Source organism: Leptospira saintgironsiae (genome assembly GCF_002811765.1).
Classification (GTDB): Bacteria; Spirochaetota; Leptospiria; order Leptospirales; family Leptospiraceae; genus Leptospira_B; species Leptospira_B saintgironsiae.
Map to the genome: position 1 here is coordinate 318175 of NZ_NPDR01000001.1, position 23450 is coordinate 341624.

The 23450-nt window shown below is 38.3% G+C and carries 26 protein-coding genes and 3 tRNA genes; 17 read left to right on the forward strand and 12 right to left on the reverse strand.

All coding sequences use genetic code 11. The features are described from left to right. Position 1 precedes the first annotated feature (1 nt). Positions 2 to 1135 carry a citrate synthase/methylcitrate synthase gene (locus CH362_RS01460; protein WP_100708580.1) on the reverse strand — a complete coding sequence of 378 codons (1134 nt, stop codon included), beginning with the start codon at positions 1133 to 1135 and terminating at the stop codon, positions 2 to 4. Between the two features lie 75 nt (positions 1136 to 1210). On the opposite strand from CH362_RS01460, the gene CH362_RS01465 reads away from it, so the two are divergent. Then, on the forward strand, positions 1211 to 2458 hold the full coding sequence (locus CH362_RS01465; protein ID WP_100708581.1) for a citrate synthase family protein: 1248 nt from the start codon (positions 1211 to 1213) through the stop codon (positions 2456 to 2458). A gap of 74 nt (positions 2459 to 2532) precedes the next feature. Continuing rightward, on the forward strand, positions 2533 to 3102 hold the full coding sequence (locus CH362_RS01470; RefSeq protein ID WP_100708582.1) for a DUF1569 domain-containing protein: 570 nt from the start codon (positions 2533 to 2535) through the stop codon (positions 3100 to 3102). Between the two features lie 4 nt (positions 3103 to 3106). On the opposite strand, the gene CH362_RS01475 is transcribed toward CH362_RS01470, so the two are convergent. Continuing rightward, positions 3107 to 4207, reverse strand: coding sequence for a hypothetical protein (locus CH362_RS01475; RefSeq protein ID WP_100708583.1), 1101 nt, complete (start codon positions 4205 to 4207; stop codon positions 3107 to 3109). Between CH362_RS01475 and CH362_RS01480 the strand changes: the two genes are divergently transcribed. After that, positions 4194 to 4808, forward strand: a complete 615-nt coding sequence (locus CH362_RS01480; RefSeq protein ID WP_100708584.1) for a hypothetical protein — start codon at positions 4194 to 4196, stop codon at positions 4806 to 4808. The genes CH362_RS01475 and CH362_RS01480 overlap by 14 nt on opposite strands. Here the strand turns inward: CH362_RS01480 and hpt are convergent. Then, positions 4793 to 5338 carry a hypoxanthine phosphoribosyltransferase gene (gene hpt / locus CH362_RS01485; RefSeq protein WP_100708585.1) on the reverse strand — a complete coding sequence of 182 codons (546 nt, stop codon included), beginning with the start codon at positions 5336 to 5338 and terminating at the stop codon, positions 4793 to 4795. The two genes, CH362_RS01480 and hpt, sit on opposite strands and share 16 nt — an antisense overlap. Then, positions 5335 to 5829: a SixA phosphatase family protein gene (locus CH362_RS01490; RefSeq protein ID WP_100708586.1), complete on the reverse strand. Its 495-nt coding sequence runs from the start codon at positions 5827 to 5829 to the stop codon at positions 5335 to 5337. Before CH362_RS01490 ends, hpt begins: the two co-directional genes overlap by 4 nt. 88 nt (positions 5830 to 5917) lie before the next feature. On the opposite strand from CH362_RS01490, the gene CH362_RS01495 reads away from it, so the two are divergent. Beyond that, positions 5918 to 6580, forward strand: a complete 663-nt coding sequence (locus tag CH362_RS01495; RefSeq protein WP_100709227.1) for a hypothetical protein — start codon at positions 5918 to 5920, stop codon at positions 6578 to 6580. A 2-nt stretch (positions 6581 to 6582) separates the two neighbouring features. Here CH362_RS01495 and CH362_RS01500 read toward each other — a convergent pair whose 3' ends face one another. The 5 genes from CH362_RS01500 to CH362_RS01520 form a co-directional block, all read right to left on the reverse strand. Beyond that, the gene (locus tag CH362_RS01500; protein ID WP_100708587.1) at positions 6583 to 7680 is read right to left on the reverse strand and encodes a quinone-dependent dihydroorotate dehydrogenase; all 1098 of its coding nucleotides are present in this window, start codon (positions 7678 to 7680) and stop codon (positions 6583 to 6585) included. 24 nt (positions 7681 to 7704) lie between these two features. Next, positions 7705 to 8772: an ABC transporter permease gene (locus CH362_RS01505; protein WP_100708588.1), complete on the reverse strand. Its 1068-nt coding sequence runs from the start codon at positions 8770 to 8772 to the stop codon at positions 7705 to 7707. Then, the gene (locus tag CH362_RS01510; RefSeq protein ID WP_100708589.1) at positions 8769 to 9707 is read right to left on the reverse strand and encodes an ABC transporter ATP-binding protein; all 939 of its coding nucleotides are present in this window, start codon (positions 9705 to 9707) and stop codon (positions 8769 to 8771) included. The genes CH362_RS01505 and CH362_RS01510 overlap by 4 nt, the downstream gene beginning before the upstream one ends. Before the next feature lie 9 nt (positions 9708 to 9716). Beyond that, the gene (locus CH362_RS01515; RefSeq protein WP_100708590.1) at positions 9717 to 10718 is read right to left on the reverse strand and encodes a patatin-like phospholipase family protein; all 1002 of its coding nucleotides are present in this window, start codon (positions 10716 to 10718) and stop codon (positions 9717 to 9719) included. Positions 10719 to 10789: 71 nt separating this feature from the next. Further along, positions 10790 to 11977, reverse strand: coding sequence for a class I SAM-dependent RNA methyltransferase (locus CH362_RS01520; protein WP_100708591.1), 1188 nt, complete (start codon positions 11975 to 11977; stop codon positions 10790 to 10792). Between the two features lie 54 nt (positions 11978 to 12031). Between CH362_RS01520 and CH362_RS01525 the strand changes: the two genes are divergently transcribed. From CH362_RS01525 to CH362_RS01565, 8 genes are all read left to right on the forward strand, one after another. Then, a tRNA-Ser gene (locus CH362_RS01525) sits at positions 12032 to 12117 on the forward strand. 13 nt (positions 12118 to 12130) lie between these two features. After that, positions 12131 to 12219 (forward strand) — tRNA-Ser (locus CH362_RS01530). Positions 12220 to 12259: 40 nt separating this feature from the next. Then, positions 12260 to 12706 carry a magnetosome magnetite crystal formation protein family gene (locus CH362_RS01535; protein WP_100708592.1) on the forward strand — a complete coding sequence of 149 codons (447 nt, stop codon included), beginning with the start codon at positions 12260 to 12262 and terminating at the stop codon, positions 12704 to 12706. After that, complete coding sequence (locus CH362_RS01540; RefSeq protein ID WP_100708593.1) at positions 12660 to 13091, forward strand: hypothetical protein; 432 nt, start codon at positions 12660 to 12662, stop codon at positions 13089 to 13091. Before CH362_RS01535 ends, CH362_RS01540 begins: the two co-directional genes overlap by 47 nt. 6 nt (positions 13092 to 13097) lie before the next feature. Continuing rightward, a tRNA-Arg gene (locus CH362_RS01545) sits at positions 13098 to 13174 on the forward strand. A gap of 300 nt (positions 13175 to 13474) precedes the next feature. Next, positions 13475 to 13951, forward strand: a complete 477-nt coding sequence (locus CH362_RS01555; protein ID WP_100708595.1) for a WbuC family cupin fold metalloprotein — start codon at positions 13475 to 13477, stop codon at positions 13949 to 13951. A gap of 441 nt (positions 13952 to 14392) precedes the next feature. Next, on the forward strand, positions 14393 to 14671 hold the full coding sequence (locus CH362_RS01560; protein WP_100708596.1) for a hypothetical protein: 279 nt from the start codon (positions 14393 to 14395) through the stop codon (positions 14669 to 14671). A gap of 19 nt (positions 14672 to 14690) precedes the next feature. After that, positions 14691 to 15401 (forward strand): lysophospholipid acyltransferase family protein, encoded by a 711-nt coding sequence (locus tag CH362_RS01565; RefSeq protein ID WP_100708597.1) that lies wholly within the window; start codon positions 14691 to 14693, stop codon positions 15399 to 15401. Here the strand turns inward: CH362_RS01565 and dapF are convergent. Continuing rightward, entirely contained in the window at positions 15398 to 16267 is an 870-nt protein-coding gene (gene dapF, locus CH362_RS01570) for a diaminopimelate epimerase (RefSeq protein WP_100708598.1), read from the reverse strand. The genes CH362_RS01565 and dapF overlap by 4 nt on opposite strands. A 153-nt stretch (positions 16268 to 16420) precedes the next feature. Here dapF and CH362_RS01575 point away from each other — a divergent pair, with 153 nt between their 5' ends. Together CH362_RS01575 and CH362_RS01580 are read left to right on the forward strand one after the other, a co-directional pair. Then, entirely contained in the window at positions 16421 to 17281 is an 861-nt protein-coding gene (locus tag CH362_RS01575; RefSeq protein WP_100708599.1) for a class I SAM-dependent methyltransferase, read from the forward strand. Then, positions 17278 to 17901, forward strand: a complete 624-nt coding sequence (locus CH362_RS01580) for a hypothetical protein (RefSeq protein ID WP_100708600.1) — start codon at positions 17278 to 17280, stop codon at positions 17899 to 17901. Before CH362_RS01575 ends, CH362_RS01580 begins: the two co-directional genes overlap by 4 nt. Before the next feature lies 1 nt (position 17902). On the opposite strand, the gene CH362_RS01585 is transcribed toward CH362_RS01580, so the two are convergent. Then, on the reverse strand, positions 17903 to 19060 hold the full coding sequence (locus CH362_RS01585) for an FAD-dependent oxidoreductase (RefSeq protein WP_100708601.1): 1158 nt from the start codon (positions 19058 to 19060) through the stop codon (positions 17903 to 17905). 119 nt (positions 19061 to 19179) lie between these two features. Between CH362_RS01585 and CH362_RS01590 the strand changes: the two genes are divergently transcribed. Next, positions 19180 to 19740 carry a TetR/AcrR family transcriptional regulator gene (locus CH362_RS01590; RefSeq protein ID WP_100708602.1) on the forward strand — a complete coding sequence of 187 codons (561 nt, stop codon included), beginning with the start codon at positions 19180 to 19182 and terminating at the stop codon, positions 19738 to 19740. A gap of 20 nt (positions 19741 to 19760) precedes the next feature. On the opposite strand, the gene CH362_RS01595 is transcribed toward CH362_RS01590, so the two are convergent. After that, positions 19761 to 20513: an HAD family hydrolase gene (locus CH362_RS01595; RefSeq protein ID WP_100708603.1), complete on the reverse strand. Its 753-nt coding sequence runs from the start codon at positions 20511 to 20513 to the stop codon at positions 19761 to 19763. Between the two features lie 115 nt (positions 20514 to 20628). Between CH362_RS01595 and CH362_RS01600 the strand changes: the two genes are divergently transcribed. Next, positions 20629 to 22233 (forward strand): NAD(P)-binding protein, encoded by a 1605-nt coding sequence (locus CH362_RS01600; protein ID WP_100708604.1) that lies wholly within the window; start codon positions 20629 to 20631, stop codon positions 22231 to 22233. Further along, positions 22233 to 23378, forward strand: coding sequence for a hypothetical protein (locus tag CH362_RS01605; protein ID WP_100708605.1), 1146 nt, complete (start codon positions 22233 to 22235; stop codon positions 23376 to 23378). The genes CH362_RS01600 and CH362_RS01605 overlap by 1 nt, the downstream gene beginning before the upstream one ends. Positions 23379 to 23450: the final 72 nt, after the last annotated feature.

Sequence of the window (23450 nt, forward strand, 5' to 3'; positions counted from 1 at the left end):
TTCAATTCCAAAGTTTTCCGTCCTCTCCTGTATAGATCGCATCCGGTCTTAAAATTCTTTCCTGCATTTGTTCAAAACAATGAGCAGTCCAACCCGCCGCTCTTCCCATTGCAAATACCGGAGTAAAAATCTCAGTCGGAAATCCTAATCCATGAAGAAGTAACGCAGTATAAAATTCTACATTGGTTTGCAGAATTCGATCCGGTTTATATTCTTTCAGCAAATCTAAAGCAGTTTTTTCCACAAACATTGCAAGATCATAAAATTCCCTTTTTTCATCGTTGTCGTATAGAATTTTCGCTGCTTTTGCAAGAACATCCGCACGAGGATCTCTGACTTTATAGATCCTATGTCCAAAGCCCATTAATCTTTCGTTATGTTTTAATTTTTCTCTTAGTACCTTCTCCGCATTTTCTTTTGTTCCTATCTCGAAAACAGTATCCAATGCAGGTCCAGGTGCTCCTCCATGTAGAGGTCCTTTTAATGCACCAAGTCCACCGGTGACAGCAGAGATCATATCAGATTGAGTAGATATGATCACTCTTGCTGCAAAAGTAGAAGCATTCAATCCGTGATCGCATACAGTATTCAGATATGTATTTAATGCACGAACACTTCTTGGATCAGGATCGGTGCCATTCAACATGTACAAAAAGTTGGCTGCAATATCTAAGTCTTGTCTAGGAAGAACGGGAGCCTGCCCTTTCAACAAACGATAGGCCCAAGCAACAATTAAAGGAAATGTAGAAAGAACAGCCATCGCATCCTTTTTCGGATCTTCTTTTTCAGAGCCTAAAGAAAGAGCAGCAGATCCAATCCGAAGTATATCGATCAAAGGAAGATTTGCATAGACTGCTTCTTCAATGATAGTACGTATCACTTTAGAAAATCTTCGAGAAGATCTGAGTTCCTCAGAAAACAAACTTATTTCAGTAGGTTTTGGTCTTCTATCATTCCAAAGAGTGAAGATAGTTTCTTCAAAGACTGCTTTGCCTGCAAATTCTTCTACAGGATAGCCTGCAATGATCAACCTTCCTCCCTTTCCATCTACCTGGGAAAGTTTGGTTCTTGCCGCAGGTATTCCTTCTAACCCCGGACTATAATTTTTCTCTTTTTCCTGTTCAGAGATTAACATAATATTTCTCCTTTGTTTCTATTAGAGTTTAGCGGGTTGACAGATTATAGTCAATGTTGATTATATTGTCAATATATGGCTTTTTCTTCGAAAAAACCGTTCTTGAATGCGGATGAAGCTGCATCCGCCTTAGGAGTAGAAGTCCAAACCATATACGCATACGTTAGTCGCGGCTTATTACATTCCGAATCCGGAGGTAATAAAGACAGAAGTAAAAGGTATAGAAGAGAAGATATAGAACAATTATTGCTAAGAAGAGAAGAAAGGAGCCAACCTGGCAAAACAGCAAAGGCTGCTTTATCTTTAGGCCAACCTGTTTTAGAATCTTCTATCACTTTACTTGGTGAAAATTCTCTCTTTTACCGAGGAAAAGATGTTTTAGAACTTTCTGAAAACGTAAGTTTTGAGGATATAGCTTGTTTACTTTGGGAAGCAGAAGAAACAAATCCTTTTGAATCAGATTGGCCTGTATTATCTGAAGAATGTAATAAAATCTTAAAATTATTAGAAGGCCGTCCTATCTTAGATATTTCCAGAATATTACTTCCTTTTTTAGAATATGAAGATGCAAAAGCATTTAGAAAAGATCCCAAAACTTTCAGAAAAACTTCTTCTTCTATCTTAAGGTATCTTGCTCTATTCTCATCCGGCAAAATAGAATCAGTAGGAAAAATTTCAGAAACACTTTTGAGCAGCTGGAATTCTTCCAGAAAAAAAGAAGATCCTAATTTCTCTGCAAAACTTAAACTTTTAGAAGCAGCATTAATTCTTTCTGCTGATCATGAATTGAATGTTTCTTCCTTTACTGCAAGATGTGTTGCTTCTAGCGAAGCTTCTCTTTATCAAGTTGTGCTCGCAGGACTTGCTGCTTTGTCCGGTCCCAAACATGGATTACTTACGGAGAAGGCGATCCTTCTTCTTTCCCAAGCAAGCGGAAACAAAAAGAAAGATAAACAACTCTTAGAAGAAAAATTAAGGAGCGGGGAAAACATCCCAGGTTTTGGTCATCCTCTTTATAAAAAGGGAGATCCTAGAGGGAGAAAATTAATCCAGATGGTAGAAAGGTTTTTTTCAGATGATCCTGATGTACAACTCTATCTACAATTCTTAAAACAGATAGAAGAACTTCTGGAAGATTATGCAACGATTGATGCAGGACTTGCACTTGTTTCTAAAGCACTTAAATTACCAAAAGGTGCAGGCATTGGAATTTTCGCAATAGGTAGAACTTCTGGTTGGTTAGCTCACGCAATGGAACAATATGATTCGGGAAACCTGATCCGACCTAGAGCAAAGTATATCGGAAACCTTCCCCAAGAATAATCAAATTCTTGACTCTTTCTATCCTTTACCTTAGTTATAGGAAAACAGAAATATAAGAACTGCGGAAGTGACCTATGTCGGATCATAATTTTTCTAGAAAAGAATTCATTCAAAAAGCTGTTGTTTCAGGAGTTCTAGCAAGCTCTACAACTGTATTTGAATCCTGTTCTAATGCTCCAACAGGTGTAAAAGAAAGAGGACTTCAATTTTCTAATTTTTCAGAAGTGAATACAGAGTTAGAAAAAATACTTCTCTCTAAAACAATCGTTCCGTATGGAGAATGGAGTCCGAGCCAGATACTTCTTCATTGCGCTCAAAGTATTTATTATTCTATTAAAGGTTATCCTGAAAACAAATCCGAAGTTTTTCAAAATACTTTAGGTAAGATTGCTTTCTGGAATTTTTCCAGAAAAGGTAAGATGTCTCACGATTTAAATGCACCTATTCCTGGCGCAGATGTTTTACAATCTGGTGTTTCAATTTCAGATAGCGTTCTTGAGCTGAAAAAAGCGATCTCAGCATTCTCCAATTATAATGGAGAATTTGCTCCTCATTTTGCTTATGGAAAACTAACTAAACAAGAGTATGAACTCGCTCATGCAATGCATATAGCGAATCATTTAGATTACGTAAGTATTAGTTAAGAGCCTACTCTTCAATCTTTACGCTGGTCAGGATTTTTTCCACGGATTCTTCGTGTCTTCTTCCTTTGATAAGACTTTCGTCTATGATAAAGACCAAACTGTAAGGTTGTTTGTGTTTTGCTAAGAAGAACATTCCGGTTTTTGCATATCTTGGTCTGAGAACATCGTAGAATGTCCAAAAGGTCCCGTAATATCTGTCTTCGAAAACTTCTCTTTCTAATTCGTTCAATTCCTGGATATCTCCTCTTTGCACTTGGAGATCCAAAAACTTTTTGAATTCGGAAAGTAGTTCTGACTCATCATCGAATCTGAATGGAACAAAAAAGATCCTAATAGCTGGATAACGATTCGGATCTGAATCGCTCGTCGAAATAATTCCAGCAATCTGTCCAATACCTGTTTTATCTTCCAAATTTAAATTTTTAGGATTATGAAAATAAAATTCTTCCGGAAGATGAATGCTTAGTTTTAGATCTTCGTTACTTAAGGTTCTATTCTCTTCGTTGTAATTCCAACGAGATAGGTCCTTTTGTTCAAAATCAGGTTTGAACATTGAGTAAGCCACGAATATCTCTGCCTTCTGCAAACTTTTAAAACTGATAAGTCCAGAGGATAAGATAACTAATCCTAATAATCCGATTTTATAATATGTTTTGTTGTCTATAAGTCTTGCGCTTAAAACTCCAGCTGCATAAACCAAAAGAAAAAGAATGCCGGACCTGTTCTCAAAAAAGCCAGTAAGCCAACATGCAAGAATTGAAAAAGCAAAGAAGCCAACTTCTACCCAAGGAACTAATTTGATTGTGGGTCTTTCGATCCCGACTTCTGCAAAAATCGCAGGTAAAACGATCTTAGTTTCTAATTTTCGGAATGCGAATACGATCCCCCAAAAAAGAATACTGGATACGAGGTAGCCTATCAAAGCCAAACCGGCCATCCAGAATAACGGGAGATGAGCCTCGTGATAGAATAAAAAATATAACGCAAAAACGGAATATACCAGGAAGAGCTTTTTAGTTAAGGAAAGTTCTTGCAGCTTTCGAGACAGGGCTGTTCTCTTTTCCCATCCTGGAATTTTAGGGAACGAATTAATGAACCAGATCACCCAGTTTTTCTCCAATCTAAAAGCTGACTTTGACAGGTTAAACCAATCGTTGGACGACCTGGTGAAAACCTATAAAGCCATCGTTCATTTTCTGGATTTGATTTCAAATCTCTTTCCTATCGATTTGGTTTTGGTTTTATTACTTTCCCTGCCTTTATTATACGTTATCAATACCTTATCTCCTTCTACGCCAAGAGCGAATTATACAATCTCTGTAGTTTTTATCTCAGGACTTAGATCTTTTTTAAATCATACGATTTCCGAGTCTTGGGAAATTTTTGCGGTTACAAAGACGGCACTCATCCTTCTTCTTCCCGCTTATACTTTGGTGGTGTTTAAGTTCGGATTTTCTTTATTTCGCAAGTATAGGATAAAGAAGAAGGCACTCTCCCCGGGACATTTAGAATCTTCTTTTATAAGTTTGCAAAAGGCCTATCACGATCTAAGCGCGGAAATATATTCTGAGCTTGGAAAGAATGAAGGTAAAAGTTTTGTAGATGGGCAGAAGTTTTTGCCTAAGATCCAAGATCTGGAGACTTCAATTACCGGGCTAAAAACTTTGATCCAAAAACCGGAAGATACTCCTCATTCTTCTGAATAAAGGAATACTCCAGGTAGATTCCTAAATTTGCCGTCATAGTCTAAACCATAACCAATCACGAATTCTTTTCCTATATTCCAACCTACGTATTTGATTGGATACCCTACAGCTTCTCCACCTTCTTTAAATAATAGAGAAGCAATTTCTAAAGATTTAGGTTTTTTAGAAAGAATATGAGAGATTAAAAATTTGAGAGTGCGGCCAGTATCCACGATATCTTCTACAATTAAAACATCTCTTCCTGAGATATCCGCATCCAGGTCTTTGATCAATTCTACGTTTCCAGAAGATTCAGTTCCGACATATGATTTTGCTTGGATAAAATCTAATTCAATTGGAATAGGAACAGCTTTGGTTAGATCAGAGAAGAAATAAACTCCTCCCCTTAAGACACATATAAAAATTGGATTTTTTTCTATATAGTCGCTTGCAATCTGTAAACCCAGTTCCCTGACTCTTGCAGTAATCATTTCGTTACTGTATAAGGTTTGGAAGGGTATATTATTAAAATTTGAAGTATTATTCTTCATGGGATCCAAAACCTTTTGAGCCGACAACTTTGCCTTCCTAGATCCGCCCAATCTTTTTGATCTGTTACTAAACTAATAAAAGAAGAAGTGGGAAATTTTTCGAAAAGAGTATCCGTATCATTTCCTAATAATAAATAATTTGCCAAGTCTTCCATTCCAGGATTATGACCTACTAAAACTACATTATTAATTTTAGAAGATAGACCTCTTAAGATCCTAAGTAAGTCAGAATACTCTGCCTCATATATTTCACTTATAATCTTAATGTCCTTTGTAATATTCTGAAGACCTTGTAATATCTTCCAAGTTTCTGAAGTTCTGATCGATGGCGAAACAAGGGCGACATCCGTAACAAAGGAAACCTTCTTCACATATTTTCCTAAAAATCGCGCGTTTTTACGACCTCTCTTAGATAAAGGCCGTTCCTTATCCTTTAAATGAGTGTCACTCCAATCGGATTTAGAATGTCTTATGAGATGAATCTCTTTCAAAATTCTCTCCTCCGCGATAAAGCTTCAAATTTGGAATTTCATTGACAAGGATCTTTCCTGACGATAAAACTCATGAGCTATGTTAAGGATGTATATTATCGGGGTTGTCCTATTAATATCCTTTGCCACAAACCTTTCTTCACAAATTGCAGGAACTCCTGATGAGGAAAAGGCTAAAAAAGAATTACAAAATCAATGGTCTAAAAAATTCCCAGGAGACAGAATACTTTCCGTCCAGGCCGCAGGAAAACCTAAGCTGATCGAGAAAGAAGCTCCTGAAGAGAATGCACCTACTGATTTAAGATATAAATTTTCCTTCTTCGTTACTACTCGCAAAAAAGAAGGCCAAACAACCAAAACTCCTGTTGGAGTGATCTACCAATTCGTGAGAGAAAAAGGTTGGATCTTCTCTGATATAGGAATGGCAAGATCTGTTGTAGTAACCGAACCAGGTAAAGAACCTCCATCTAAAGACGAAGTCTACCAAATAGTAGAAGAAGCGATTTTAGAAGAGAAGGGAAAATCTAAATCTGTAGACTTAATTCGTTTAACAGAACCTGAATTCGGTCAAAATCTAACTCCTAATAAAGAACAATTCTGGTTTAGGTATGAGGGAGATTTTGAAGTTTCTGAAAACGGTTCCAAAACAGTTTGTTCAGATATAGTAATTCGTTTGGTAAAGGAACAAAACTCTGCTGTCTGGAAAGCAGAATGGGACGAAAGAGGAAAATGTAAAGTGTCGGAAGAATAAGATTAGATATTATTCTTTCCCACTAATTCGCTAATTGATCTCGCTCCTGTTTTCTTCAGAACTCCATCTAAATATTCTAATATTCTAACAGGTAGGAAAGGTCCGTTGTATACATAACCTGTATATAATTGGATCAGATCTGCGCCTGCTAAAATTTTTTCCAATGCAGCTTCTCCTGAGTCGATACCACCAACTCCGATGATAGGAAGGCTTCCTTTTAAGATGGAGTAAGCATATCTTACGAACTCTGTGGATCTTTGGCGAAGAGGTTTTCCAGAAACTCCACCTTCTTTTTCTACGTTTGGATATCTTGTTAATACTGATTTGTCTATAGTAGTGTTAGTAAGAATTACACCTGATAATTTTGTATCTGGCAGGAGTTCCAACAAACCCTTCAATTCTTCTTTTTCCATATCCGGAGCGAATTTTACAAAAGTAGGAACGGGAAATTTTCCACCTAAACCACTTTTGATACCATCCATCAGCTTGGTAAAATTTTCTTTCTTTTGGAAATTTCTCAAACCAGGAGTATTGGGAGAAGATATATTAATCACAGCATAGTCTGCGTAGGCGGTGAGTTTTTTTAGGGAATATACATAATCATCTACTGCATCTTCTTCCGAGACAATTTTCGTTTTGCCTACGTTAATCCCTCTTATGCAGTTCTTTTTTTGTTTTTGAATTGTTATTTCCGCAGCATCCGCGCCAGGATTATTAAATCCCATTCGATTGATTAAAGCTTCGTCTTCCGCATATCTGAAAATTCTTGGCTTTGGATTTCCAAGTTGCCCTTGACCGGTGATTGTTCCGATCTCAATCGAACCAAAACCTAATCTGGAAAGAAACGGATACAACTCTCCAGTCTTATCAAAACCTGCACCTAATCCGACTGGATTTGCGAACTCAATTCCTGCGACCTTTGTTTTCAAACGATTACTGGAATATGTCATGAGTGATTCCAAAACTGGAAACACGAAGGGAAGTTTTTTAGAAAGCCCAAGTAAATTTTGGGCTAAGTAGTGAGCGGATTCCGGATGAATACTTAAGAAGAAAGGTTTGGCGGTTTTTTCATAAACCCATTGTTTCCATTCTGAATTCATCCCGTCCCCTTGCAGATAGATATGTTAAGACCAGCGAAATATACGAAGCCCAACACCCAAGAAGAAAAATCCGATCCCGACCATAAACACACAAGGGTAAACTATTTCTGCGAGTCCGGCTCCTTCTATAAATACTGCTCTTAAAGAATCAGCTACCAAGGTCAAAGGTAGATGTTTTATAAAAGGAAGCACTATGTCTGGAAAGTTTTTATAACTGAAGAAGATCCCGGATAAAACCATCATCGGGAATGTGAATGCGTTTACTAGTCCGTTCCCCACCTGAGCACTTTGTGCTCTTGAACCAACAAAAATCCCGATACATGCGAATACGAAATTTCCAGTTAGGAAGATCAAAAATGCCGCAGGAATAGATCCGAAAAATGCATTTTCAAAAACGGTAAATGTAAACGTTAAGAAGATGATAGATTCTACAGTAGTTACAAAAATCCGAGTGAAGAAAAAAGACATTACAAACGCCAACTTATTCATTGGAGTTGCGGACATTCTTCTTAAAAGTTTTTTCATCCTCATCTCGATTAGATTCCAACCAACTCCCCAAAGACAAGAGTTCATCACTCCCATAGCGAGCATTCCAGGAACCAGATAATCAATATATCTAGTACCTTTTGAATCCAATCTTCGGATGCTTGAACTAGATTGTTCTTTTCCTTGCATTGTTAAAATGGCATTAGAAAGAAGAAGGTAATCTCTCTGTGCATTTGCATTGCTTGGATCAAAAGAAAATTCTAAATTTCCTTTTTCATCTTCTTTTACCAGAAGATTGATCTCTCCTCTTTTGAGTGCTTTGATCGCATCTTCGTCCGTAAGAACTTGAGGAATGATCACTCCTAAACCGTTGGAATTCCCACCAGAAGAATTAGAAAATGCTTTTTCAATCTTCGCAGAAAGCCCACTCGCATCATGTGAAGAAGAAATAATTGCAACTCTAGTTTGGGGAACTCCCTTAGTTGTGAATGCGAGTCCTAATACACCTGCGATAGCAATAGGAAAAATGAATGCCCAGAAAAGGATCCCAGGCTCTCTATAAAATTCTTTTAATTGAATTGTGACTAAATGATAGATTTGTTTCATTCTTCCAACCCTCTTCCGGTCATGGAAAGGAATAAGTCGTCCAAAGTTTTTTTATGACATTCCAGTTCTTTTAAAACGATACCTGCTTTAGAAAAAGAATCCAACATAGAAGGAAGATAATCTGTAATTCTTTCCACATTGATGCGGCCTTCTTTCGTGTCGGAATTCCAACTAAATTTGAATTTGCCTTTTTCAGGAAGATAGCCACTTGGATCAGCTCCATTCTCCAAAGAGAAACGAACGATTTCCCCACCACCCAGTTTTCCTAAAAGATCAGATAAAGTTCCTTGGTCTAAAATTCGGCCCTTATCCATTACTATAATTCTTTCGCAGAGAACTTCCGCTTCTTCCATATAGTGAGTAGTGAGAATCATAGTTGTTCCGTAAGCTCTTAGATCTTCTAAAATTTTCCAGATATCTCTTCTGGCTCCTGGATCTAAACCTGTAGTTGGCTCATCCAAAAATAAAATTTCGGGTTTGTTCATGATAGAAACACCCAATGCCAATCTTTGTCTTTGGCCCCCCGATAAACTGTTCACGAAGGATTTATTTTTTTCAGTAAGTTTAGTTAGTTCTAAAATTTCATGAAGTCTGGATTCAGGCGCCTTATAAAAACTTCCGAATAATTTCAGAGTTTCCCAGACAGTGGCTCTATCCATAAATCTGGTTTCTTGCAAAGCGAGACCAATATTACTTCTTAAAAATGTTTCGCTCTCTTTCCAGCTTGTGCCTAAAATTTGGATCTTCCCTGAATCTGGAAATTGGATACCTTCCAACATTTCGATGAGAGTTGTTTTACCAGCTCCGTTCGGCCCAAGCAAACCTACAAATTCTCCCTTTTTAATTTCCAGAGAGAGATCGCTAACGGCGGTTACATCTTTGAATTTTTTAGTTACATTAGATACCGATATGATCGGATTTTGAATTTTATCCACAGTACAACCTTAATTCTTACGTAGCTTTTCCGCTTTTTTCACCCAATCTTTTTTGAGATATTCTAGGATCTGATCTTTCTTCTTTAACGCGTCTGATTTTCCCATCTCGTAAGCTTCTCTTACACCTTTTGCATTTGTGTAATCGAAAGAAGTGATCGGCAAAGTTTTAGAAGGAGTTACTAAAAAACAACGATCTAATAAATGAGGATCTTTTCCTACTATGGTAGTCGGTTCGTAATGTATTCCTATAATTTTTGCATTTGGAGGGAATGCTTCTAAAAGTAAGTTATTAGTGAGTCCTCCATCCAAATAATATTCTTTTCCAAGATTCTGAAAAGAAACAATAGGAGGAATAGAAGAAGAATTCATTATGATCTGTTCAATCACACTCGGATCTCTGAAATCTGCTTCCGTAAAAAGAATTTCTTTCATATTCCAATTTCTTAAAACACGAAATGTTCTTTCTGTATAAAGTCCCTTATTACGATCTCTTTCATCTTCTAAAAACGCTTTTCCAGTTTCTGCTATCAATCTTGCGAGTCTGAATGTGTTCTTGTTGGAATCTGATTTAGGAAACGCTTTGATCGTATGAATAAAAACTTTTGCGCCAGAGCGAATGATTTTTTCGAAGTCCATTCCAAATCGGATTGTTCTACGATACATATCCTCGTGAGGAAATGCCTTCTCACCATTGAATAAACGAGTAAAATAAAAATTACGTGGGTTCTTACGAACGATTCTTTCAAAAAAGGAAACTGATTCTTCTTCCGTTTCGCAAAGCAACGAAAGAACCATTGCAGCGCCCGCGGAAACTCCGGACACTTGTCTGAGTTTTAATCCCCAGGTTTTTAATTCATGACCAAAACCTAAACCGTAGAATGCCTTACAACCACCACCTGCAATCGCAAAACAGATCTCATCTTCTAACCAAATCCCTTGCAGAACCTCGCCAAATTTGGAACCTGAATCTGACTTTTTAGAAGGAAGTTCGTATTCATCTATGATAGGCATATAGTTTCTCCGGAGCTCTGACTCCTTATGACCATTTTCCAATTTCAAATCGGAATTCTAAAAGTAAAAAATCAAAGATCCAAAAGAACCAGAACCTCGAAATGTTTGGTTCTTGGAAAAAAATCTGTGAGAACGATTTCCTTCGGCTTATACCCTACGTTTTTTAGGATCCCAAGATCTCTTGCCAAAGTGCTTGGATTACAGCTAGAATAAATAACGCGAGAAGCCTTAAATCTATCCAGAAAATCTAATAAGGAAGAAGAAGCGCCAGCCCTCGGTGGATTTAGGATACACAGTTCTGCATCAAAAGAATCCAGTTTTTTAGGCAGAGAAGCATTCAGATCCAATGTATGGAACTCTAAGTGAGAATACCCAAACTTCTTCGCATTTTTTTCAGCTGCTTGGACAGAAGAGTTGGACAACTCATAACCGGAAAGATGACTCACTAAATGACCGATCGCCAAGCTAATCAACCCAGCTCCTGAATAAAATTCTAATACAGGACCAGGATCTTTTGGGATCCAAGAACGGATCTTGAGCATCCATTCTTCCAAAAGAAAACGGTTCACTTGGGTAAAACCTTCTGCAGGAATCGTCCATTCTAGTTTTTCAGGAAGATAAGGGCCAATCTTCACTTCTTTTTTATCATATTCTAAAATTTCGCCGGAGGAATATCGAAGTCTCCAATCCCCCTTTCTAGAAAATGTTTTCTTATTTCCTAAATTCTTTCTGACATATTCGTTCATCTCAGTAGGAAGATGTTTACAACCTTCTTTAGGAAATGAAACCAAGGAGTTGGAATTCTCTTTATAGAACCCAGCGTTTGTTTTTCCTTTTTTGAATTCAATTTTGATCTGAGCAGTATTGCGATAAGCGTCAGAAGGCCCGCTTAAAATTTCAATTTCAGGAATTTGAGAAGGATCTAATTTTGAAACATATAAAAATGAATCCGACAAAAGAGATTTTTTGATCTGAAGTTCTTCCTCATACTGAATATGGCGATATGAGCAGCCTCCACATTCAGGAAATGCAGAACAATCAGACTCGATTCGACGCGTAGAAATATTTTCCGCGGATACAACAGTGCCCCAAATCAGTTTAGAATTTTCTTTATCAGTTCTGATCCGAACTGTTTCTCCCGGAACAGCTCCTTTTACAAAAACGGTTTTATTTTCCGCATGAGAAATGCAAGTACCAAGATTGGCCCATTTCTCCACGACCAATCCTGAAATTTCTCTACGGTTCTTTTCCGTACTCATAGGTAAATCACCTTGACAGGGTCCCCCATCTTGTCAGTAAAGTAATCCTTAACTGGAGAAGTGGCCGAGTGGTTTAAGGCAGCGGTCTTGAAAACCGTCGTGGGTAACTCCCACCGTGGGTTCGAATCCTACCTTCTCCGATGGAACACTGCTGGAGATGTGCCTGAGTGGCTGAAAGGAGCAGTTTGCTAAACTGTCGTATGGGGTAACCTGTACCCAGGGTTCGAATCCCTGCGTCTCCGAAAGTTCCAAACTCTTACTCTGACCCCGAGAAATAAGAAGATGTCTGACCAGAGATTCAACACCCGGGAATTCCTGGAAGAGACCAAGCGATTATTAGAAGGGGATGAATATCCCAATTTATTCGCTGCTATTTCTTATATTCCTTTTTTAGGATGGGTCATTCCTTGGTTTTTCAGAAAAAAACAAGAAATTTGTAAGTTTCACGCACTCCAAGCAATCAAGTTAAATCTAGGATTTGTATTTTTATACTTGGTAGTTTGGTTCTTAAGAGAGTTCCCTATTTTAAGCACCATCTTAAAATGGATACATGCGAATCCAGTCGTGACCGACTTTATCAGCTATGTCGCATGGTTGGCTTTATTAGGTTACGGAATTTTAGGAGCCTTACAAGCTTACCAAGGCAAACTGTTCGTATTACCATTATTCCCGGAAATAGAGAATGAAGTTCGAAAAATACTCAGCAAAATTAGAGGAACTCAAGGCTAAGGCCTTCGCTTTTCTCTCTCCGTACTGGACCCAAGCCAAAACATTTATTAACACCGAAAGATTTCGTATCTACTTGGTGACTCTTCCTTTATTCGGAAATTGGCTCATCGGATTTTCTTTCTACTCAAACGAATCAGAAGTTTACAGACATTCCAAACTTTCCTTTTTGAATGTTCTCTACTTTATAACATTCTTAGTGCTATCTTGGTTCTTCTCTTTTATTCCTGTTGTAGGTGCTTGGTTAGCTAATCTTGCTCATTTAGCAGGAGTGATTATCTATCTTGGTCTTTCCGGTTTACTGCTATACAATTACACTAAGGGAAAAAAACTGGTCCCGAAACTTCCCCAAGAGCATTTAGAACTTTTGGAAAAGAAATTCTTTTAATCACCCGCGCCCATAGCTCAGCTGAATAGAGCGTCTGACTACGGATCAGAAGGTCGGAGGTTTGAATCCTTCTGGGCGCACCAACTTCTTCTTTCCCCCATAATCTCTGACTTTATGTCCCATATAATTTAGAAAATATTCTAAAATTTTCATGAGAAAACTTGACTTTAATACTGAGTCTCAAAAACGATAGTTATAGAGAAAGAGATCGGGAACCAGAATGGAAAAGTGCCATTGCGCTCAAATCACATTTGAAAAAATCGTAGAGACTGCTAAACAACAAGGGCAAGACTATCGTGAAGTGGTAAAAGCTTGCGGAGCTGCGGATACCTGCACAGCCTGCACAGATTACCTTGTCGCGTATTGCGAGCAACATCTACAACTTGTCACGGCCGGATAAATTACTCATCGATCAGGAGTTATTCGATAAACTCCTACCACTTGCTTCCTCTTCTGCTAGAGGAAGAACCAATCACAACTTCCACGAACTACTAGAACCATATCAGAGATTTCTGAACGTACTTACCAAGGACACTTACGTCCAAGCTCATCGTCACAAAAATCCTCCTAAGCCTGAGACCTTTTTAGTGCTAAAAGGAAAACTAGGCTTCATCCTATTCGAAGAAGATGGTACAGTCAGAGATAAACATATCCTGAGTTCGGACGGACCGATCTATGGGATAGATATTCTTCCGGGAGTGTACCATACATTGGTCTGCCTTACAGAAACCTGTATATGCTTCGAAGGAAAATCAGGACCGTACGATCCGACGACGGACAAAGAGTTCGCTTTTTGGGCTCCACCGGAGAACAGTGAAGGCAAAACTCAATATCTGGATTTTCTCAGATCTCTTTTCTAAAATCAGAAACGATATAGTCGCAAATCTCCTGAGCCCACGCGAGCGCAGATTATTATCAAGGCTTCTGATCGAAAATATCCTCGTACAATTCCCGGATCTTTTTCAAATTTCTTCCTGGCGGGGAAGGAAATGGAATGATCCTGCCTAAATTTTTCGCCGTACCGGTTTCTTTTATATCTTCCGATTCTTTATGATTATGTCTGTTTAAAGGGGGGAGATTCTCTCTCTCCATAACTTATACCTTCGGAAATTCGAAGTCCTAAATTCAGTGACATTCGCTAGATTTTTTAAAAACGAAATCAGAAAATCCGGTTTGAAATTTACGAAAACTGTTGCCATAGTATTTTCCCAGGCAAACATGCGAATGGTTTGAAAGGATTTTGCTTTTAGGCGATTCCAATCATATCCTATTCGAACTTCCCCTTAACGGAAAGGAAAAGTATGCCTGAATTCGATCAAATCGATCTGTTCAACTATGCCGCTTATGGCAATGAAGACGATCCTCAATGGGACGATATACGTAATTATATTCGCTCTAATGCCAACGCTTCGAAGGAATATGAAGAGATCAAAAAAAATCTCACTAATGTTCAACCGAAACGAAAACAAAAAGATTTTGGAAGGCTCCGACAAGAGATAAAATCCTCTGATGGAGATCCGAACTCGGACAAGCCTGCAGGACAGGATAAAAAATGGTGGAGCGTTTTCTTAGGAGAATAGTCACTTAGGAAGGTTGACCGTGGAGAAAGAAGCAAAGACATATCTTCGGATCAAGAATTTCGTGGCTCCCTTTATAGGTTTGGCCGTGGATATAACTGCGTACGGAACCGAAAATATAGTAACTAACGGTAAAGTAATTCTTACCTGCAATCATAGATCCGATATGGATCCGTTTATTCTTTCTTATACTTTTCCTAGATTCATTTCTTGGATCGCTGCAGAATACACTTTTAGAATTCCTATCTTCAGAGACCTTGCAAAGATCGCTGGCGGAATCCCGATGTCGATTGACGGAAATATTTCCATCGGTTCCATCAAGATGATCCAACAGGTTTTTAAAAAAGGAGAGACCCTAGGAATTTTCCCAGAAGGCCATGACTATATGGTCAAAAATGATTTTAAATCCGGAATGGTGGACTTTCATTCAGGATTCGCAGCATTCTCTATCCGCAACAAAGTGGATATTCTTCCTTCTGTAATCATACCTGTCGAAGAATCTTATTCCGATATCCCAATTCCGCCTATCGTTCGTAGCTTTATGGGAATGCCTAAAGAAGTTTGTGAGATCAAAAAACGTGCGATCTACAAAAAGGTAAAAGTGATCTACGGAGAAAAAGTAGATCATAGAGAATTTCTTTCAGGTACATTAGAGGAGAATATGAAACAACTCTCCAATGTAGTTAGAAACAGAATGATCGCCTTACAAGAAGGCCAGTACGCGGAAGCTTAAACTTCCACGACTCCGCTAAAGACTTCTGTAGCCGGACCAGTCATTAATACATGACCTGATTCCAGCAACTGCACTCTTAAGGTGCCACCTCTTAGATCAATACGAACATCTTTTCCTGTTTTGCCATTTAGGTGAGAAGCTGTCATAACAGCGCAAGCACCTGTTCCGCAGGCTAATGTTTCTCCAGCACCTCTTTCCCAAGTTCTTTGGTAGAGATGATCTTTTCCTCTCAAAGATACGAATTCAACATTCACTCTGCGAGGAAATAATTCGGTATGATTTTCTATTAGAGGACCGATCTCTCTGACTGGAAACTTATCCGGATCTTCTACATAAATAATGCAGTGCGGATTTCCCATACTTACTGCACTGAATTTTAGATTATAAGATGAATAACCTGGTAATCCACTCAAGAAAGAAAGTGGCTGCTCCAAGATTGGATTTTCATTCTCCCATTTAACAGGGATTAAAGAAGGAACTAAGATCGGTTTTCCCATATCTACGGAAACCTGTTCCACTTTGCCGCTTCCGTTTACTTTCAGGTCGAGTTCTAAAACTCCCGCTCCGGTCTCTATCTTAGGTTGTTTTTTATTTGTAAGACCGTGATCGAAAACGTATTTCCCAACGCAGCGGATCCCATTCCCGCACATCTCGGAAGAAGAGCCATCCGCATTATACATATCCATTTGGAAATCGCCTTTATTAGATGCACGAATGAAGATCACACCATCACCACCGATCCCGAAATTACGGTCGGAAAGTTTTTGGATCTGCTCTGGACTCAGACGTAAATCGTCTTTGGTTGCATCCACATACACGTAATCGTTTCCGATCCCTTCCATCTTGGTAAAATGTACTTTAGCCAAACGAATCTCCTAATCAAACCTGAGAGGTTGTTTCCATGCTTCCAATGGGACCTTCTCCGGAAAATCCAAAAAGCCCTGAACCAGCTTTGTTTTTTACTGGAATTTAGAGAATGAAACCTAAGGATAAACTATCTCTCCAACGGAAACTCCCTTTTGAACCAGACCTGTTATCTTTGCGGAAGCCAGAAAAACAAAACCTTATTCGTAGAAAACGGAATCCCAATCGTGCGTTGTCTAAATTGCAGCCACGCATTCTCGACTTACGAACAAGACGAACATTACGAAGGATACTGGGACGACGAAACCGGTTATGATTTAGACTGGTGGGACGTTGCTCATAGAGACATCTATAAGGACTTCATTGGAAAATTTCTTTCAGCTCCTAAAGGAAGAATTTTGGACGTTGGCTGCGGACTCGGTTTTTTCGTAAAGACGATCGGGACTTCAAGACCAGGTTGGGAAGCAGTAGGATACGAGATCTCCGAAAAAGCGGTTAAATTCGCGAGAGAAAAAAACGGACTCAAACAAGTTTTCCCTGGAATCGTTCAAGACAGCGGACTTCCAAAAGAAAGTTTTGATATCATCACTCTTTGGGACGTGATTGAACATATCCCTAAACCACATAGCCTCATCCAATATCTGTTCGGACTTTTAAAACCAGGTGGATTCTTATTTGTTCAAACTCCTAATTTCCCCGTCCAGCTATTCAAAGCAAATTTGAAAGTTGCATTAAAAGGTATGCAAGAAGGCGGACATTACCTCGAAGCAAAAGATCATATTAATGATTATACAGAAAAGACACTTGGACTTCTGGCAGAACAATGTGGATTCTCTTCTGTAGAATTTTCTATCTTAAAACCGATCGCTTCCGTATCAGGAGTTTCAGGTCCCAAAGCAAAACTAGGGGTCTTCTTAAAGAAGGCATTCTATTACGGAACCTTAATGCTTTGGTATCTCACATTCAAACAGGTAAATTTAAATCTTACCTTGTTTGCATTGCTTAGAAAGAAATGAGAATACTATTAACAATCTTCGTCGCTTTAATCCAAATAAATTGCGGATTATTCGAAAAGACTATATTTGACGATGATGTTCCTGGGTTAAACGAAAATCGAGTTCATATCACTAAAGAAAATTTACCTAAACCTGGAATTACAAAAGAATCCGAACTTTATGACCTATTTCAAGGATACTATTGTAAAAGATACAGCTACGCATTAGAAAGAAGAAAAGTTTTCGATAACAAAAGTATTACCTACAATAGGATCTATCATTATGTAGAGACCGTTAATAAACCGATTAAAGGTCCTGGATATTCCGGACATGTAGGCTTAGAAAGAAAATTTTTAACAATCTTCACATTAAATGGAATAGTCCAAGACTTCGTTATAATACACTACATTAAGAAAAAGGTAGGATCGGAGGAAGAGTGGCGTGAAGGGCCATTGACTAATTTCGCCGCAGAAAAATACCATCATGACTGGCCAGATGGATCAAAAGATTTGTACGACTATTATACGCAGCCAGGAAAACATAGAATTCTCGATCCAGAATCCCTAGAGGCTATATTGAGAGGTGTTAATAAACATAAGGATCCAGTAAAAACTTACGTTGTTGGATCGGAAAAAAAATAACTTAGTTAAACATTTCCACTAGCCTAGCTACGGCACCTTCGGAATGCATCCATTCTGTCATTTCTAAAGAGTCCCGTGCTTCATTCGCGGCCCTAATCTGCATTTGTTTTTCGTATGCTTCAATTGCTGCATGTATATCTTTAAAATCTCCATTCGTAAGATAATCACTTAACTCAAGAGAATCGAGCATGGCCAAATTTACACCTTCACCAGATGGGGGCATTGGATGTGCAGCATCTCCCAAGATTGTAAGATTCGGTAAAGTGTTCCAGCTCTGATCTAAAGGCATACAATATTGAGGGCGAAGTAAAAGCGGCAGACTTACATTTTCAGCCAACTCAAGCCATACACTGTCCCATTTTAAGAATTCTTCTTTAAACCATTCAAAGACTTGTGTTTTATCTGAAAAATTTATCCCGCCATCTTTTATCCAGTTTTCGTCCTTCTTGCAACTAACATAAAAATCTAAACTTCCATCACCTTTGGATGATACATGCAAAAATTTCTCGCCGTCGTACGCATAAATTTTTCCACCTTTCAGTAATTGATGAATATTGGGTGTAGATGTTTCTGAATCTGGTACATTACCCTGTATGATTGTTACACCAGAATAAAAAGATTTTATAGAAGTTATATATGGTCGGATCTTAGAGTTTGCACCATCTGCTCCAATTACAATATCCGCAGTTGCTGTTGTACCATTCTTAAATTCAAGTCTCCATGTATCCCCAACTTGTATCATAGATTTAAACTGACTGTCCCAAACAACAGTATCAGGCTGCAAAGAATTCAGTAACATGTTTCTTAAAGGCCCTCTGTCAATTTCAGGTCTGAACATTTCATCATCAAAATTTTCATTCGATTCTTTCTCATGCTCGTCGTAGATTATTTTGGTATGAGTATCTACAACTCGGCCTTTGTCCGCACCCGGCCGGTAATTTGCTTTGAAAGAATCCATCAAGCCTGCTGCTTTCATCACCTTCAAACCTGACTCAAAATGTAGGTCAAGGGTCGCGCCTTGCACTCTAACATCTTTATTAAAATCCCTTTCATACACTTTTACATCTACTCCTTTGAGCTGTAAAAGCCTCGCAAGTGTTAAGCCGCCTGGCCCACCGCCTATGATTGCTACCCGTTTGTTTTCTAAGTTTCCTTTCATACGTAGAAATATAGACGGCAAAATATTTAAGTAAATTAAATATTTTATTAATTTAAATATTTATTTGAATAAAAAATTAATCCGATTTACCTATTATGTCGACTGGAGAATAATGCCTTATGGGCCTCCGAGAAATCAAAAAGGATAGAATGCGCAAATCTATCTCTAATCTTGCGACTCGACTTTTCATAGAGAAGGGTTATCATAACGTCACAATGGCGGAGATTGCTGAGAAAGCCCAAGTCTCCGTGCCGACCCTATTCAATTACTTTTCGTCGAAAGAAGCTTTAGTATTCGATGAAGATAAAGAACAAGAGAAGGAACTAATTGATGCCGTGGTGACTAGAAAACCTGGCACGTCGATCCTGGATGCTCTTAGAGAGTTTACGATCCAGCACGCAACTCTCGAGCCTGAAGAATTAAAAAATTTCAAAACGTTCAATCATCTGATCGATTCCACCCCGGAATTAAGCAATTATGCAAAGTCAATGTGGATGAGACACGAACAAACTTTGGCTTCTACAATCCAAAAAGAAGCTAAGAAGAAGATCAGTAAGATCGAAGCGGAGGCGATTGCTCATTTCTGTTTGGATTCTTTACATCGATCCTTGAAATTCGCAAATCCAAAAGCGAGTATAGATTCTCTATTTTCCCTGTTAAAGAATGGCTGGAACGGATAAATAAATCTTAAACTAAGATTTTATAAAACGATCCCTTTTTCTAAACTTAAGATATAGTTTAAAGCAGAAGATAGATCGGGGGATTCCCAATATTCTTTTCCTTCTAAACTTTTCTTTTCCAGAACTGATTTAGTTTTGCTAGAAGAGATTGGACTTTTCAAATAAAAAGATTCTAACCCGAAAGCAAGTCCTCCTCCGACATCGTCTTTCAAAGAATCTCCAATAATATATGACTTTTTAGGATCCACACCTGCTAAAGCTTTATTAAAGATCAAAGCAGAAGGTTTTTCTGCTCCACTCTCTTCTGAAGTTACTAATTTATATTGAATGTCTTTAGGGAACAGGACGGATAATTTCAGTAATTGAGTTCTGAGAGATTCGTTTGTGATGATAACTAAATCCTGGACTTCCTGCAAAGCTCTTAGTAAAGACAAAATCTTTTTGAACTCAATAGCATTCTTCTTCTTCCAATCTTTAATCCCTTGTAGAAAAAAACTAAAATAAGCAGAATCCAATTTCAAAACAAACGCTGGATCCGATTTTCCAAATAGAAGTTCAGACATCTTCTTGAAATAAAGAATTCGTAGTCGATTGACTGGATTATTTGGAAGTTCCTTTTTAACTTCTGCGCGAACAGCGTCGTAAGCTTTTTTGAATTCTTTGGAAGAAGAGAAACCCAAAACCTTTGCCTTTTTCTCCATTTCGCGGATCGTAAATTCATAGATCCCTAAAGAATCAAAGACCGTATTATCTAAATCCAAAAGAACTGCCATAACTCTAAAATTCCCGGACCGATCGGAAAGCCAAGGAGAGTTTTGGAAAATGTTTAGGAAATTTCTTTTTCCTTGCTTCTTCTTCCCTTAAAACTAATCTGCAATCCGTTCATTTATGTCCGAAGATCGTTTTTCCAGAAAAGTATTCCTTTCCGCTTTAGCATTCTGCGCGGCCCTTTTAGGGATTGGTTCTTATTTCAGATTCAGAAAAAAAAAGATCCAAGGAAGTATATTAGGCCCAGATAGAGAAACTGGTCATAGGATCAGACAAGCAAGGACAGACTTTTCTCCTACAAGTACAATCCAAACAAAGGTGCTCATCGCAGGAGGAGGAATTTCAGGACTTTCTTCCGGATACTATTTATCCCAATTCGGAATTTCAGATTATTTGATCTTAGATCTAGAGAAGGATATTGGTGGCAATTCAAGATATTCCGAAACCAATTCCTTAAAATATCCCTGGGGTGCACATTATCTTCCACAACCAGGTCCTGAGTCAGTATTAGTTCGTAAATTTTTAGAAGAGAATGGATTGGTCCAAGGTAAAGACTCAAACGGAAATCCAATCTATCCAGAAAAGTATCTATGTTTTGATCCGGAAGAAAGACTTTTTTACCAAGGAAGATGGCAAGCAGGCTTAGTTCCTAGAAGAAGTGGAGAACCTGATTCTCAAGAATTATTATTTCGTAAAATTATAAACTCTTGGCAGAACAAAAGAGGAAGAGACGGGCAAAAAGCATTCTGCATTCCAATTGATCATTCTTCCAGAGATCCTGAAATTTTAAAATTAGATAGGATCACTTTTTCTGATTACTTACAATCATTAGGAATCCAATCACCTGAAATTCTATGGTATGCTGATTATTGCACTCGAGACGATTACGGTGGGAATTCCGACAATATCTCTGCTTGGGCGGGACTTCACTATTTCTGTTCTCGTTTAAGAGAAGATGAAGATTCTCCTCCTGTCCTTACATGGCCGGAAGGAAATGGATTCCTGTTGGAGCTCCTACAAAAGCCTTCTAAAAATAAGATCAAAACTTCTACACTTGTGGAAAGAATTCGTAAGAATTCAGGAAGCTGGGAAATCAATGCTTACGATGTAAAAGAAAAGAAAGATATTCTTATAAAAGCAGAGCAAGTGATCTACGCTCTACCTTCTTTCACCAGAAAATATATTTTGGGAGAGAGGGAACCATTCTTACAAAAATTAGAATATTCTCCTTGGTTAGTTGCAAATCTATTTGTGGATGAACTTCCGCAAGGAAAGGGACATCCTCCAGCTTGGGAAAATGTAATTTATAAGAGCAAATCTCTCGGCTATGTTATATCCACACACCAAGACTTACGAGCGCTCAGGCCCCAATCGGTTCTTACTTATTATCTTGCTTTTGGAGAAAAAGACACTCTTGCGGCAAGAAGATCAATTCTTCCTAAAACCTGGGATAATTGGAAAGAAGAGATACTTTCCGATTTAAAAAGGCCTCATCCAAATATAGAAAGTTTGGTTTCTCGAATCGATATCATGACTCACGCACATGCAATGGTCCGCCCTGTTCCAGGTTTTCTTTGGGGAGGAGAAAGAGAGAAATTAGCAAAATCGGAATCAGGAATTCATTTCGCACATTGTGATCTAAGCGGAATTTCCATTTTTGAAGAAGCTTTATATAGAGGATTCGAAGCTTCTAAAAAAGTACAAACTTCCTCCAAGAGAAGTTGATGGAAGAGAAAAATCTACATAGCCCTTGGATCATTTCTAAAAGATTCGATCTTACTTGGTTTATTGCACCAGGACTGATTTCAGTAATTATCGTCTTGGCGGTACACCACCTTGGATTTCCGGAACCTTCTCCGCTTGGTTCTTCCAGAACAAATGGTAATGCATTACCCCCTTGGCTTTGGTTACTTCTTATTCCAGGGATAGATGTTTCACATGTATACTCTACTTTGTTTAGAGCCTACTTCGATAAAGAAGTTTGGAATCGAAAAAAAGTCCTTCTTAGTTTGATTCCATTCCTTTGTTTTATAGCAGCATTGATACTTTACTCTTTCGGAAAATTATTCTTCTGGGGAGCGATGGCGTATCTTGCGGTATTTCATTTTATCAGACAACAATATGGTTTCTTAAGTTTATATGCGAGAACAGAATCCAAGACTGAAAACAAGATACCATTTCTATTGGATAAGATCTGCTTGTACGTTGTGACCGGCCTACCTGTTTTATATTGGCATACGGTTCCAGGTGGAAGGCATTTCGAATGGTTTATGGAAGGTGATTTTTATCAATATCCAAATCATTCTCTTTCAGACTCCATTCGTATATTATTTTGGGTCTGGGTGATAGTATACTCATTGAGTCAAGTTTACCTTCTTCTTAAAGGAAGAAGTATCAGTGTTGGAAAACTTCTACTCTTATTAAACACAGCTTCTGTTTGGTATGTGGGTATCGTATTATTAAACGATGATTTTGCATTTACTCTCACTAACGTGATTAACCATGGAATTCCTTATATGGCCTTGGTATTCGCTTATTCTAATTTCAGAAAGAAGCAGCTTCCTGCCTTCTTCTATAATAGCTTTCGTAACGGAGCACTGGCCATTCTAAGTTTCTCATTAGTATTATTGGCATTCGCATTCTCTGAAGAATGGCTTTGGGATAGTTTTGTATGGAGGGAACATCCGTATCTATTCGGAAACTCTTCCTTAATAAAAGCAGAACTAGGATTGGGCCTTGAGGGAATCTTAGTGCCTATCTTCTTTCTTCCCCAATTCACCCATTATATCTTAGATGGGTTCCTTTGGAAGGGAGGAAAAAACAACTCAGAGCTGGAAGGCTTTATAGGCCTCCGAAATTTGGGCCCATAAAGCCCATCCGAATTGAAAAACGAGTATCTTACGGTTTTCCGATAGACAAGCCCGGTTTTCATCTCATAATGA

Coding starts and splice junctions, on each gene's coding strand:
- CH362_RS01580 (WP_100708600.1), top strand. CDS start 17,278: ATGAGAATACTATTAACAATCTTCGTCGCTTTAATCCAAATAAATTGC.
- CH362_RS01515 (WP_100708590.1), bottom strand. CDS start 10,718: ATGCCTATCATAGATGAATACGAACTTCCTTCTAAAAAGTCAGATTCA.
- CH362_RS01600 (WP_100708604.1), top strand. CDS start 20,629: ATGTCCGAAGATCGTTTTTCCAGAAAAGTATTCCTTTCCGCTTTAGCA.
- CH362_RS01535 (WP_100708592.1), top strand. CDS start 12,260: ATGTCTGACCAGAGATTCAACACCCGGGAATTCCTGGAAGAGACCAAG.
- CH362_RS01540 (WP_100708593.1), top strand. CDS start 12,660: ATGAAGTTCGAAAAATACTCAGCAAAATTAGAGGAACTCAAGGCTAAG.
- CH362_RS01470 (WP_100708582.1), top strand. CDS start 2,533: ATGTCGGATCATAATTTTTCTAGAAAAGAATTCATTCAAAAAGCTGTT.
- CH362_RS01520 (WP_100708591.1), bottom strand. CDS start 11,977: ATGAGTACGGAAAAGAACCGTAGAGAAATTTCAGGATTGGTCGTGGAG.
- hpt (WP_100708585.1), bottom strand. CDS start 5,338: ATGAAGAATAATACTTCAAATTTTAATAATATACCCTTCCAAACCTTA.
- CH362_RS01595 (WP_100708603.1), bottom strand. CDS start 20,513: ATGGCAGTTCTTTTGGATTTAGATAATACGGTCTTTGATTCTTTAGGG.
- CH362_RS01495 (WP_100709227.1), top strand. CDS start 5,918: ATGTATATTATCGGGGTTGTCCTATTAATATCCTTTGCCACAAACCTT.
- CH362_RS01460 (WP_100708580.1), bottom strand. CDS start 1,135: ATGTTAATCTCTGAACAGGAAAAAGAGAAAAATTATAGTCCGGGGTTA.
- CH362_RS01505 (WP_100708588.1), bottom strand. CDS start 8,772: ATGAAACAAATCTATCATTTAGTCACAATTCAATTAAAAGAATTTTAT.
- CH362_RS01590 (WP_100708602.1), top strand. CDS start 19,180: ATGGGCCTCCGAGAAATCAAAAAGGATAGAATGCGCAAATCTATCTCT.
- CH362_RS01480 (WP_100708584.1), top strand. CDS start 4,194: ATGAACCAGATCACCCAGTTTTTCTCCAATCTAAAAGCTGACTTTGAC.
- CH362_RS01560 (WP_100708596.1), top strand. CDS start 14,393: ATGCCTGAATTCGATCAAATCGATCTGTTCAACTATGCCGCTTATGGC.
- CH362_RS01605 (WP_100708605.1), top strand. CDS start 22,233: ATGGAAGAGAAAAATCTACATAGCCCTTGGATCATTTCTAAAAGATTC.
- CH362_RS01500 (WP_100708587.1), bottom strand. CDS start 7,680: ATGAATTCAGAATGGAAACAATGGGTTTATGAAAAAACCGCCAAACCT.
- CH362_RS01585 (WP_100708601.1), bottom strand. CDS start 19,060: ATGAAAGGAAACTTAGAAAACAAACGGGTAGCAATCATAGGCGGTGGG.
- CH362_RS01465 (WP_100708581.1), top strand. CDS start 1,211: ATGGCTTTTTCTTCGAAAAAACCGTTCTTGAATGCGGATGAAGCTGCA.